Source organism: Stenotrophomonas sp. YJH_SMC_10 (assembly GCF_059371555.1).
On record NZ_JCAFUS010000005.1, the window covers coordinates 94617 to 106382 of the forward strand.

Consider the following 11766-nt stretch of genomic DNA (forward strand, 5'->3'; position numbering starts at 1 on the left):
CGACGCATGCGCACGCTGTCCCCCCGCCTCAACCTGGGCAAGCTGATCCTCGCCCTGGCCCTGCTCAGCGCCATCATCGCGCTGGCCAACACCCTGCTGGCCAGCTACCGGGTGCAGCGCGACCAGCTGGTCGGCAATACCCTGGAAGCCAACCGTGTCTATGCCACCAAGCTGGCCGAGACCACCCAGAACTTCCTGTTGGCCGCGCAGCAGGAGCTGGCCTACGCCGCCACCCGGCTGGGCCAGGGCGATCTGGACCCGGCACAGGCGCAGGATGAAGCCAGCCGACTGCAGCTGCAGACCAACAGCTTCAATTCCTCGCTGGTCGTGGATGCGGATGGGCTGGTGATCGCCACCTCGCCGCAGACCCTGCAGCTGCAGGGCGAGGTGCTGCACAGTGTCGGCAACAACGCCGCGCTGGCGGCACGCCAGCCGATGATCAGCGACCCGTACCAGTCGACCACCGGCAAGCTGCTGGTGTCACTGTCGCACCCGATCTTCGACCGCCAGGGTCGCTACCGCGGCTACGTCAGCGGCACCCTGTACCTGCGCCAGCGCAGCGCGCTGCATACGCTGCTGGGCAAGCACTATTACCGCGATGGCTCCTACCTGTACGTGGTCGATCGCCATGGCCGCCTGCTGTATCACGCCGACGGCAAGCGGGTCGGCGACTACGTGGTCGGCAACCCGGCGGTGAAGGCGGTGGTGCGCGGAGAACGCGGCGCCCAGCAGGTGCGCAACAACCTGGGCGTGTCGATGCTGGCCGGCTATGCGCCGGTGCCGGCCACCGGCTGGGGCATCATCGCCCAGCGCCCGACCGAGGCCACGTTGCAGCCGTTGTCGCGGTTGATGACCGCGGTGATCTGGAACGCGATTCCGCTCGGCCTGCTGTCGCTGCTGGTGACCTGGTGGTTCGCGCGCCGCATTTCGATGCCGCTGTGGCAGCTGGCGCGCAACGTGCAGGGCGGCGAGGACACCGGCAATGCGATCAACCATGTCAGCGGCATCCGTGCGTGGTACTTCGAGGTCGCCCAGCTCAAGCAGGCGGTGCTGCACAGTTTCAATGCGCTGCAGGACCGCATCGGCACGCTCAACCGCGCCAGCCGCACCGATCCGCTGACCGGCCTGCTCAATCGGCGCGGCCTGCAGCAGGCGCTGGAGGCGTTGCAGGTGCAGGGCATTCCGTTCGCGATCCTGGCGCTGGACATCGATCGCTTCAAATCGATCAACGACAGCCATGGCCACGACGTCGGCGACGCGGCCATCGTCCATATTGCCGACCAGATGCGCCGCTACTCGCGCGACAGCGACTTCCTCTGCCGCGCCGGTGGCGAGGAATTCCTGCTGCTGTTGCCGGGCATCAGTACGGACTCGGCGCGCCAGGCCGGCGAGCGCCTGCGCCAGCACATCGCCGATCATCGGTTCGAACCGGTCGGGACCATCACCGTGTCACTGGGCGTGGCCCACTTCCCAAGCTTCCATGTCGATGCCGAACAAGCGCTGCGGCTGGCTGACAAGGCGCTTTACATGGCCAAGGAACAGGGCCGCAACCGGGTAGTGGTCTACCCGTACGCAGACTGAGACGCGGCCGGCCTGGCCGACCGCTTCACGCACGCCGGGCTCAGCGCTGGGCCGGCGGCGTCAGCAGGCGCAGGCCGCGCTGGGTGCCATCGACCATGTACACGCCGCCGGCCGGCAACAGATCACTGCCCGCCTGCTCGGCGGCATCCGGCTTGCGCCACGGTGCGTCCTGGCGCGGGCCGGGAATGAAGACACGCCAGCGGCCGTAGCGTTCCGGCTGGGCGTTGCCGTTGCTGCCGGTGTTGCCGTTCAGGGCGAAGTTCACCGGCACGCGCACGGTCCAGAAGTCCCGCGTACTGTCCTCGCCGGTGGTCGGCGGGACGAAGGTCCACTTGCGTGCGCTGCTGATGCTGGCCTTGGCGAGCTGGTCGCGCATCTTGGCCATGATCCGCTCCGGCGCGACCATGGTCATGTTCACCTGTTCGGCAATGACGTCGGCCACGGTCCCGTCGCGGGCCACCTTGACCAGCAGCAGCACGTCGCCCTGCCCGCCAATGCGGTAGACATCCTCAGGGTAGCGCGGTGGCGGCAGGCTCTTCCGGGTCACCGAATCGGTAGCCTTCGGATCATATTCACTGAAGTCGACACTGGTCATGCTGATCTGGTAATTGCCGTCCTCCTGCTCCTTGCCCCGCAGGCGCACCCGCAACGGGGCGTGGGCGGCCACCGGCTTGCCGTCCTGCAGCGTCGGCTCGAACTGCCAGCCGCGGATGGCACCTTCCACGAACGACACGATGCCTGGTGCAAGCATGGCCCGCTGGTCCAGGACCAGCGTGCGGACCGAACCATCGGCCGCTACCTCGATGCTGCCCGACAGCACCATGCTCATCTCGGCAGTGGCGCGCACCGCGCGCGCGTTCTGGGCCACGGCGTCGGCGGGCAGCAGGGGAGCACCGGCGGCGAACGCCAGGGCCAGGGCAAGGAACAAGGGGGAGCGCATCATTGCCGGATCCATGGTGATGAAGTGAACCCTGAGCGTACCGCAGTCCGAGCGGGACCGGCAGGCGGTCCACCGCGGGCGGTCCACGCCACGCCGTTCAGGCCAGGCGATGGGCCGCCGCGTAGGGCGGCGTATCCGGATAGTCACCGTCGGCGAAGCGCGCCTGCAGGCCCTGCCACCAAGCGGGGTCGAACAGGTGCCGGTAGTGCTCCCGCACGGCCGCCAGTTCGCTGGCAGGCAGGCCCATGAACGGGCCGAAGCGCTCCGGGAACACATCGCGTGGACCGACATGGAACCAGGGCTCGTCGGCCATGGCGTCCTCCGGCGTACGTGGCTGCGGCCAGGCGCGGAACACGCAGTCGCTGACCAGGCACAACTCGTCATAGTCGTAGAACACGGCCCGGCCATGCCGGGATACGCCGAAGTTCTTCGGCAGCATGTCGCCGGGGAAGATGTTGTTGCGCGCCATGTCGGTGATCGCCTGCGCATAGTCCAGTACCGCCGCGCGCACGGCCTCGCCGCCCTGCTCGCGCAGGTACAGGTTCAATGGCCGGAAGCGGCGCTGTACGTAGCACAGGGCCACTTCCACCTCGTCGCCATCCACGCGCACGCTCTGCGCGCACTGCTGCAGCAGCTCTTCCAGCAAGGCCGGTGCGAAACGGTCACGCGGGAAGCGCAGGTGGCGATACGGCTGCGCATCGAGCAGGCGGCCGACGCGGTCGAGGTTGAACACCAGCGCGTACTTCTCTTCCACCTGCTGCCGCGACATCGCCTTGGGCCAGGCGAAGCGGTCGCGGATCAGCTTGAACACCAGCGGATAGCTGGGCAGGGTGAACACCGCCATGACCATGCCCGGCGTGCCCTCGGCATGCACCAGCCGCTCCTGCCGGTGCTCGTTGAAGTGGCGGAAGAAGGTGCGGTAACGCTCGGTCTTGCCCTGCTTGGCACGGCCCAGCACCGTGTAGAGTTCATCGATCGGCTTGCCCGGCAGCAGGCTGCGCAGGAATACCACCGCATCGCCGACCGTTGCTAGGTTGGCCTGGAAGTAGCTGCGCGAGACGCCGAACAGGTGGGCAACGTCGCGACGCCGGGTCAGCACTGCATCGGCACGCAGGCCACGCTCATCGTTGACCAGTGCGATCACGCACGGCGAGAAGCGGTGCTCGCCGAACACCCGGCCGACCAGGTAGGCGCGGCGCTCCCGGTAGAACACGGTGTCGAGCAGCTCGATGCTGCGCACCGGCGTATCGCCCCAGTGCGCCAGATCGTCCTGCAGGCGCACGGCGATGGCCGCCGCGCAGCGCAGCTGGTGCGCATACGGAATGTCGAAACGGTAGTCGGCCAGCACGCGCTGCAGGGCCTCCACCGGCCGCGTCGGCGAGACGGCATAGGTATGCCGGGCGACCGGATGGGTGATCGCGTCGGATGGCTCGACATCGAAGGCGATGAACTCCAGCGCCGGATCCACGCCACGGATGGAAAACAGGCGCCGCGACAACGTGTTGTAGAAGGTCTTGTACAGTTCGGCGTCGATCAGTCCCCGCAGCAGTGCGCTGTACTGCGCATGCACCTGCAGCCACAGCGCGCGCTCGCCGATCACGTCGCCGGCGAGGCGGCGCAGTGCATCCATCTGCTCGGCGATGCACAGGTCATACAACGCGATGCGCTCGACCGCATCCTGGCGCGCGCCCGCCCAGTCGCGCTGCTCGAAGCGCTGCCGTGCACGGGCGGTGATCGCCGCGAAGCGGGCATGGTACTGCTCGAAACCATCGCGGATGGCGCCGGCGATGCGCGGCGCCAGCTCGGCAGCGATGTCAGGCTCGGACATGCAGGGCTCACCCGGAAGGACCGGCTTCACCATACGCGGGCGTGTGCAATGGCGTCGAGTGCGGAGGTAGTGCCGGCCGCTGGCCGGCAGCACCTGGACGTCGATGGATCGATGCAGACGCCGGCCAGCGGCCGGCACTACCGGCTCAGATCGCCAGTTCGGCCTCCACGTCCTGCACCTTGCGCCGGGCCAATGCCAGGTTGGACTTGGTACGGTCCAGGACGATGTAGAAGAACAGGCCCTTCTTCTTCGCCACCGGGCGCATGATGTGGTACGCCTTGCCCAGCGAGATCAGGATGTCTTCGATACTGTCGTTGAGGTTCAGCGACGCGGCGGTCTTCATCTTGGCGCGGATCACTTCGGTGTTGCCGGCGGCAGCCACTTCCATGTCCATGCCGGCACCGGCCTCGCCCAGCAGCATGCCGCTTTCGTAGTCGACCAGCGCCACGGCCTGCGCGCCGTCGATACCCATCAGTGCGTTCAACGATTCATTCAATCCAGCCACGTCGCACCCCTTGTCGAAGTTGGTTCGAGCCCCTCGTTCCCCTGCGGCCGGGCTCACGATCCGCCGAGTTCGGCCAGGATCGCCTGGCCACATTCCCTGCTCTGCCACAGCACCTGTCCGATCACGCTGCGCTGGTCGCAGGCCGCCATCAGCAGCAACGGCGCGCGCCTATCAGCCTGGATCGCCAGCATCAGCACCTTGCCGCCCAGGGCTTCCAGCATCAGCGTCTGCAGATCACCCAGCACCAGTTCGCGCCCGACCGCCGCGGCCAGCGCCAGCATCGCGCTGGTCATCGCGGCCAGCCGTTCACCGCGCCCGTCGGCCCCGGCGCTGACCAGGGCGAAGCCATCAACGCTGGCCAGGACCACGGTTCGTACCCCTTCGACCCGCTGCTGCAGGTCCTGCAGCAGGGGTTGCAGGCGCTCACGCTGGCCGGCGTCGGGCAATACCGCCATCTGCCCGTCAGCCATGCGCAGCCACCAGTGCGTGCGCTTCCATTTCGCTCATCAGTACGTCCATCAGCAGCAGTCCCTGTTCCCGGTCACGGGCATCGATGGCCAGCAGCGGCAGTGGCTGGTCGTCCAGGCAGGCTCGGCTGGCCCAGTCATCCAGTGCCGCCTGCGGCGCCTGGTCCAGGTGGGTGACCGCCACCACCAGTGCCAGGGACGATGCAAACGGCTGCAGCACCTGCAGGTAGTCCTCCAGCTCGCTGGCCAGGCCTGCGCGGCGCGCGTCCAGCAGCAGCACCGCGCCGCGCGCACCCTGCAGCAGGATCGGCCACAGGAAGTCGAAGCGCTGCTGGCCGGGCGTTCCGTACAGCCGCAGGCGCTCGCCATTGGGAAGGTCGATGTCTGCGTAGTCCAGCGCGACGGTGGTGGAGGCCTTGTCGGCACCGAGGCGGTCACTGTTGGCCACGTCGGTATCGATCACTGCGCCCGCAGCGATGCTGCGCACCAGGGTCGACTTGCCGCTGCCCATGCCACCCAGCACGACCACCTTGTGCTCACGCATTGCGCTCGCTCCCGCGCAGGTGCCGCCACAGGCGGGCAAGCAATCCACTGTCGGCGCGGCTGCCGTCGGTCGCCATCATCGGCGTCGCCGGGGCGGCCTGCAGCTGCGCGTAGCCGCACAGATAGGCGGCATGGATGAAGTCGCGCACTGCCGCCGCCGGCAGTTCCAGCAGCATCGCGCACTCTTCAACCGTGCACGCACGCTTGAGCAGCAGCGAGCACAGGCGGAAACCATCGTGGTCGTGTCCCAGCACGCGGAAATCCGGCCAGCGCAGCAGCTTCACCGAGGCACCGCGCAGGCGTTCATCCAGTGCCTGCCAATGGCGGCTGCGCTGCGCCCATTGCCACAACAGCGGCCGCAGCGGCTGGCGGGGCCGGTCACCGGCCAGCGCCTGCAGGCGCGCAGGGGTCAGCGCATCCAGCTGCAGGCGCTCGAACGCATCGGCCAGGCGCTCCACCAGCGCACTCGCCGGTTCCTGCAACAGCACCGCCTGGTCGTGCTCCAGATCCATCAGCAGCAAGGGCTCGCCCGCATCGCTCAACAGTGCCTGCCCTTGCCTCAAAGGCAGCCGCTCGCGCAGCAGGCGGGTGATGGCGTGCGCACCATCGGCCAGACGGATCGGTGCAGGTGCGTGCATGGCCAAGGGCTCGGGTGCCAACTCCATGCGGCGCAGCGCGCGGCCGATGGCACCATCGTCGAGTACGTCCTGCTGTCCGTCGCCGTCACGCAGCTGGCCGCCGATGTCCTCGATCCAGCACTGCAGGCGCGGCCGCTGCTGGCGCATGCGCTGCGCCGCGTTGCGCAACGCCGGGGTATCGCGGATGACCAGCAGGTCGCAGTCGTCCAGGTCCTGGCTGCGGCGGATCTGGCCATCCGGCAGTGCCGAGGCCACGCGCAGCCGTTGCAGCAGCGCCTGCTCGCCCTGGATGTCGGTTCCCACTACCAGCACGCGTGCCATCCGTGTTCCCCGAGTGACCACCTCCCCGGTGGTCTCGCGTCGCCAAGGCTAGGCCATTGCCAACGAAGGCCGTCGTGATCGACTGCTCAGATTGAGCGGGGTCGCAGCGGCGTGCTGATCGGTTCTGCGACGGCCATCGCGGGCAAGTTTCATGCCCCTTTGACGGCCTTCCGACGACCGACGGATGTCACGGTTTCATCGCCTGGGGTCAGATCCCTTTTGCCATGCAAAAGGGATCTGACCCCGGAGCCAAAAAGAAACCCGCGCCGAAGCGCGGGTTCCAGTGTCACCACCGAACGGCGATGGATCAGCCGCGCAACTGCTCCAGCGCGGCATTGAAGGTCGCGCTCGGGCGCATCGCCTTGCTGGCCTTGGCCACGTCCGGACGGTAGTAGCCCCCGATGTCCACGGCCTTGCCCTGCACCGCGATCAGCTCTTCGACGATCTTCTGCTCGTTGTCGGTCAGCGCCTTGGCCAGCGGGGCGAAGCGCGCCTTCAGGGCGGCGTCTTCGTCCTGCGCGGCCAGGGCCTGGGCCCAGTACAGCGCGATGTAGAAGTGGCTGCCACGGTTGTCGATGCCACCGAGCTTGCGCGACGGCGACTTGTCGTTGTCCAGGAACTGGCCGTTGGCTTCGTCCAGCGCCTTGGCCAGCACACGGGCAGCGGCGTTGTCGTAGCGGTTGCCCAGGTGTTCCAGCGACGCGGCCAGGGCCAGGAATTCACCCAGCGAATCCCAGCGCAGGTAGTCTTCCTCGACGAACTGCTGCACGTGCTTCGGGGCCGAACCACCGGCGCCGGTCTCGAACAGGCCGCCACCGGCCATCAGCGGCACGATCGACAGCATCTTGGCGCTGGTGCCCAGCTCCATGATCGGGAACAGGTCGGTCAGGTAGTCACGCAGTACGTTGCCGGTCACCGAGATGGTGTCCTCGCCCTTGCGGATGCGGTCCAGCGAGAACGCGGTGGCTTCCACCGGCGGCAGGATGCGGATGTCCAGACCGGCAGTGTCGTGGTCCTTGAGGTACTGCTCGACCTTGGCGATGACCTGCGCGTCGTGGGCACGGGCGGCATCCAGCCAGAACACGGCCGGGGTGCTGCTCAGGCGGGCGCGCTCGACGGCCAGCTTCACCCAGTCCTGGATCGGCGCGTCCTTGGTCTGGCACATGCGCCAGATGTCACCGGCTTCGACGACATGCTCGAACACCACGGTGCCGGCATCGTCGGTGACCTTGACCACGCCGTCGGCGGTGATCTGGAAGGTCTTGTCGTGCGAGCCGTACTCTTCGGCCTTCTGCGCCATCAGGCCGACGTTCGGCACCGAACCCATGGTGGCCGGATCGAAGGCACCGTGCGCCTTGCAGTCGTCGATGACGGCCTGGTACACGCCGGCGTAGCAGCGGTCCGGAATGACGGCCTTGGTGTCCTGCAGCTTGCCTTCGGCATTCCACATCTTGCCGGAGTCGCGGATCATCGCCGGCATCGAGGCGTCGACGATGACGTCGCTCGGCACGTGCAGGTTGGTGATGCCCTTGTCCGAGTTGACCATGGCCAGCGCCGGGCGCTGCGCGTACTCGGCCTTCAGATCGGCTTCGATGGCGGCGCGGGTAGCCTCCGGCAGCGAAGGCAGGCGTGCGACCAGGTCACCGATGCCGTTGTTGGCATCGAAGCCGGCCTGCTTGATGGCGTCGGCGTGCTTGGCCAGCACATCCTTGTAGAACTCTTCGACGACCACGCCGAACATGATCGGGTCGGAGACCTTCATCATGGTCGCCTTCAGGTGCAGCGAGAACAGCACGCCCTGGGCCTTGGCATCGGCAATCTGCTCGCCGATGAACGCGGCCAGTGCCTTGCGGCTCATCACGGCGGCGTCGACGATCTCGCCGGCCTTGACCGCCGTCTTTTCCTTCAGCACGACGGTGCTGCCGTCGTTGCCGTGGAAGGTGATCTTCAGCGAACCGGCGTTGGCCAGGGTGGCCGACTTCTCGCTGCCGTAGAAATCACCGGCGGCCATGTGCGCGACGTGCGACTTCGAATCGGCCGACCAGGCGCCCATGCGGTGCGGGTGCTTGCGCGCGTAGTTCTTCACCGACAGCGGTGCGCGGCGGTCGGAGTTGCCTTCGCGCAGCACCGGGTTCACCGCGCTGCCCTTGACCTTGTCGTAGCGCGCCTTGTAGTCGCGCTGCTGGTCGTCGGCCGGGGTTTCCGGGTAGTCCGGCAGCGGATAGCCCTGGTCCTGCAGTTCCTTGATGGCCGCCTTCAGCTGCGGCACCGAGGCGGAGATGTTCGGCAGCTTGATGATGTTGGCGTCCGGGGTGGTCGCCAGCTGGCCCAGCTCGGCCAGGTCGTCACTGACCTTCTGCGCGTCGGCCAGCAGTTCCGGGAACTGCGACAGGATGCGCCCGGACAGCGAGATGTCACGGGTTTCCACCACGATGCCGGCAGTGGCGGTGTAGGCGTCAACGATCGGCAGCAGCGACTGGGTGGCCAGGAACGGGGCTTCGTCGGTCAGCGTGTAGAGAATCTTGGACATGGGGGACTTGGACTCTGTAGCAGTGCTCAGGGGAAGGCCGGCGCCAGCGCCGGGCCACGTGCAACCGTGTCGCGCGCGGGGCCGGGCCCCACGCTTTCCCCCGTCGCCGTCAGGGTGGGCGCGCGGCGGGGAAACCCCTGCATTGTCGCGTTTTCAGCCGCGCGGGGCAAAGCCGCGCCATACGCGGCGGTACTGCAACGCAGTGATTCATCGGCTCGGGCTTGCGCCGCCGCATGACATTCCTGGTAGATCCACGCCATGCGCGGGTGAGGCCTGGGCTCGGCGCAATAAAAAAGGACGCAGCCTCGCGGCTGCGTCCATCGTGAGCCCTGCCGGGAGAGAGTCGGCAGGACTTACTTGACCTCGAACTCCTGCGGCGTTCCGGCCGCCTTGCCATCGACCATGACCTCGGCGCGGTACTTGCCGACCGGCCAGCCCTTTGCATTCTTGAACGTGACGTTGGTGGTTTCAGCGCCGCTGGTGTTCAGCGCCGCGTTCTGCTCGCCGGCCACCTGGCCATCCTGGAACGTCAGCTTGGCACCGACGTTGACGTTGTTGGCGGCGCCGTCGGTCTTGACCGAGACGATTATGTCGTCCTTCGGCGAGAACAGGGCCGCCGGTGCAACCGACTTGTCTGCGGCTGCGGTCTTGCCGACAGTGACGGCCGATACGCTGACCGCAGCGGCTTCGGCCATCGGCGGCGGCGCGCCGGTCATCGGGGCCGGCGCTGCCGGCTCGGCCGGAGCAGTGGCCGCCGGGGCGGCGGTGCTGTCGGTCGACTCTTCCTTCTTCTTGCAGCCGACCAGGGCAACGCTGCCCAGCAGTGCGGCGATCAGGGCGGTCTGGAGCGGGGTGGTCTTGATCATTCGGGGTTCCTCCCAGGGATTGTCGGACGGCGGTCGATCGCCGGCTTACTTCGGCGGCAGTTTCAGGGTCTGGCCCGGGAAGATCTTGTCCGGGTCATCAAGCACATCGCGGTTGGCTTCGAAGATCTTCTTCCAGGCATTGGCGTCGCCCAGATGCTGCTTGGCGATCTTCGACAGCGAGTCCCCCTTCTGCACGGTGTAGGTGCCGCCGCTGACAACGTCGGCGGTACTGTCCACCGAGGCGCTGACGCCGGAAAAGTCCGCCTTCGGTGCCTGTTCGGCGGTACTGTCGACGCTGCTGCTGACGCCGGAGAAATCGGCCTTCTTCTCGGTACTCATCCACAACTCCCGTCTGCATGACTACGTGGCTCGCACGGTGCCATGGCGGTTGTTAAATGGGGATGGTGCAGATGTGAAGCCGCCCCCGGGGGCGGCTGAACAATCGGGGGAATGGACGCCCGGTAGTGCCGGCCGCTGGCCGGCTGTGCCAGGGGAATCGGGCCCTGGCCGATTGCCGGCCCGCGGCCGGCACCACCCGTAACCGCCTGCGAACGATGGTAGTGCCGGCCGCTGGCCGGTGCTCGCCGGGCCTGGCCCGGCGCAACGAGCAGCCGCCTGCGGCGGCTACTGCCGCAGCTCGCGGTAGGTCGCGGCCGGGGCGGTGATGCCCGGGCTGGCACGCCAGGGATTGATGTCCAGGCCACCGCGGCGGGTGTAGCGGGCCTCCACTTCCAGCCAGTGCGGCTGGCAGCGCGCGGACACCTCGCTGAAGATCCGCTCGACGCACTGCTCGTGGAACTCGGCGTGCTCGCGATAGCTGACCAGATAGCGCAGCAGGCCGGCGCGGTCGATCTTCGGCCCACGGTAACGCAGGCTGACCGTGGCCCAGTCCGGCTGGCCGGTGACCGGGCAGTTGGACTTCAGCAGCGCCGAAACCAGGGTCTCCTCCACCACCTCGCCCACATCGGCGGCAAGGAAGTCGGCCCGCGGCGGGCCGTAGCAGTCGATCTCCACGTCCAGCCCGTCGATGGATTCACCGAGCGGCGTCTCCCGCAGGCCCGGCAGGCCGAACTCGACCTGGACCGGCGCACCGGCACAGGCCGACAGATCCGCCGCGATGCGCGAGCGCAGCGCCTCGGCGCTGTCGATGCGGGTGCTGTTGAGGGAGTTCAGGTACAGCTTGAACGACTTCGACTCGATCAACCGCGGCGAGGTGCAGGGCACCTGGACGGTGGCCACGGCCACCTGCGGCTTGCCGCGCGGGTCGAGCCAGCTCAGTTCGAATGCATGCCAGCGGTCGTGGCCGACGAACGGCAGCGCGGCATCATCGAGGCCGATCTCGGCACGGGCGCCGCTGCGCGGGATGGGAAACAGCAGGCCGGGGTCGTACTGCGACGGGTAACTGACCTCGCGACCGAGGCTGGAATCCTGGGGGGTGTTCATGGGCGCCATTGTATCGCGCGAGGGTGGGCCTTCGGCCGGGCCAGCCAACGGCGGAGCCCCTCCGTGGTGGTTGTGTTGGATGGTCGCGAAAGGCGGTCTATCGG

The 11766-nt window shown here is 67.7% G+C and carries 11 protein-coding genes; 1 reads left to right on the plus strand and 10 read right to left on the minus strand.

Annotated features, from left to right (window positions below; translation table 11 throughout):
* Positions 1-6 precede the first annotated feature (6 nt).
* Entirely contained in the window at positions 7-1581 is a 1575-nt protein-coding gene (locus AC5P9C_RS09090) for a sensor domain-containing diguanylate cyclase (protein WP_103282109.1), read from the plus strand.
* Positions 1582-1621: 40 nt separating this feature from the next.
* On the opposite strand, the gene AC5P9C_RS09095 is transcribed toward AC5P9C_RS09090, so the two are convergent.
* The 10 genes from AC5P9C_RS09095 to queF all read right to left on the minus strand — a co-directional run bounded on the left by AC5P9C_RS09095 (position 1622) and on the right by queF (position 11662).
* The gene (locus tag AC5P9C_RS09095; RefSeq protein ID WP_414615292.1) at positions 1622-2524 is read right to left on the minus strand and encodes an energy transducer TonB; all 903 of its coding nucleotides are present in this window, start codon (positions 2522-2524) and stop codon (positions 1622-1624) included.
* Between the two features lie 94 nt (positions 2525-2618).
* Positions 2619-4349: a bifunctional isocitrate dehydrogenase kinase/phosphatase gene (gene aceK, locus AC5P9C_RS09100; RefSeq protein ID WP_057495077.1), complete on the minus strand. Its 1731-nt coding sequence runs from the start codon at positions 4347-4349 to the stop codon at positions 2619-2621.
* A 145-nt stretch (positions 4350-4494) separates the two neighbouring features.
* Positions 4495-4854 carry a hypothetical protein gene (locus AC5P9C_RS09105; protein WP_005419760.1) on the minus strand — a complete coding sequence of 120 codons (360 nt, stop codon included), beginning with the start codon at positions 4852-4854 and terminating at the stop codon, positions 4495-4497.
* 53 nt (positions 4855-4907) lie between these two features.
* Positions 4908-5324: a roadblock/LC7 domain-containing protein gene (locus tag AC5P9C_RS09110; protein WP_343541462.1), complete on the minus strand. Its 417-nt coding sequence runs from the start codon at positions 5322-5324 to the stop codon at positions 4908-4910.
* The gene (locus AC5P9C_RS09115; RefSeq protein WP_049467598.1) at positions 5317-5865 is read right to left on the minus strand and encodes a GTP-binding protein; all 549 of its coding nucleotides are present in this window, start codon (positions 5863-5865) and stop codon (positions 5317-5319) included. The genes AC5P9C_RS09110 and AC5P9C_RS09115 overlap by 8 nt, the downstream gene beginning before the upstream one ends.
* On the minus strand, positions 5858-6823 hold the full coding sequence (locus tag AC5P9C_RS09120) for a hypothetical protein (RefSeq protein WP_414615293.1): 966 nt from the start codon (positions 6821-6823) through the stop codon (positions 5858-5860). Before AC5P9C_RS09120 ends, AC5P9C_RS09115 begins: the two co-directional genes overlap by 8 nt.
* A gap of 307 nt (positions 6824-7130) precedes the next feature.
* On the minus strand, positions 7131-9353 hold the full coding sequence (locus tag AC5P9C_RS09125) for an NADP-dependent isocitrate dehydrogenase (RefSeq protein ID WP_164688973.1): 2223 nt from the start codon (positions 9351-9353) through the stop codon (positions 7131-7133).
* Between the two features lie 353 nt (positions 9354-9706).
* Complete coding sequence (locus AC5P9C_RS09130; protein ID WP_049467593.1) at positions 9707-10219, minus strand: hypothetical protein; 513 nt, start codon at positions 10217-10219, stop codon at positions 9707-9709.
* Between the two features lie 45 nt (positions 10220-10264).
* Positions 10265-10558: a LysM peptidoglycan-binding domain-containing protein gene (locus AC5P9C_RS09135; RefSeq protein WP_049410686.1), complete on the minus strand. Its 294-nt coding sequence runs from the start codon at positions 10556-10558 to the stop codon at positions 10265-10267.
* 285 nt (positions 10559-10843) lie between these two features.
* Entirely contained in the window at positions 10844-11662 is an 819-nt protein-coding gene (queF, locus tag AC5P9C_RS09140; protein ID WP_164688974.1) for an NADPH-dependent 7-cyano-7-deazaguanine reductase QueF, read from the minus strand.
* Positions 11663-11766: the final 104 nt, after the last annotated feature.

Excerpts from the sequence above, each read along its gene's own strand:
- AC5P9C_RS09090 (WP_103282109.1), top strand. The coding sequence starts at position 7 with ATGCGCACGCTGTCCCCCCGCCTCAACCTGGGCAAGCTGATCCTCGCC.
- AC5P9C_RS09095 (WP_414615292.1), bottom strand. The coding sequence starts at position 2,524 with ATGATGCGCTCCCCCTTGTTCCTTGCCCTGGCCCTGGCGTTCGCCGCC.
- aceK (WP_057495077.1), bottom strand. The coding sequence starts at position 4,349 with ATGTCCGAGCCTGACATCGCTGCCGAGCTGGCGCCGCGCATCGCCGGC.
- AC5P9C_RS09110 (WP_343541462.1), bottom strand. The coding sequence starts at position 5,324 with ATGGCTGACGGGCAGATGGCGGTATTGCCCGACGCCGGCCAGCGTGAG.
- AC5P9C_RS09115 (WP_049467598.1), bottom strand. The coding sequence starts at position 5,865 with ATGCGTGAGCACAAGGTGGTCGTGCTGGGTGGCATGGGCAGCGGCAAG.
- AC5P9C_RS09120 (WP_414615293.1), bottom strand. The coding sequence starts at position 6,823 with ATGGCACGCGTGCTGGTAGTGGGAACCGACATCCAGGGCGAGCAGGCG.
- AC5P9C_RS09125 (WP_164688973.1), bottom strand. The coding sequence starts at position 9,353 with ATGTCCAAGATTCTCTACACGCTGACCGACGAAGCCCCGTTCCTGGCC.
- AC5P9C_RS09130 (WP_049467593.1), bottom strand. The coding sequence starts at position 10,219 with ATGATCAAGACCACCCCGCTCCAGACCGCCCTGATCGCCGCACTGCTG.
- AC5P9C_RS09135 (WP_049410686.1), bottom strand. The coding sequence starts at position 10,558 with ATGAGTACCGAGAAGAAGGCCGATTTCTCCGGCGTCAGCAGCAGCGTC.
- queF (WP_164688974.1), bottom strand. The coding sequence starts at position 11,662 with ATGAACACCCCCCAGGATTCCAGCCTCGGTCGCGAGGTCAGTTACCCG.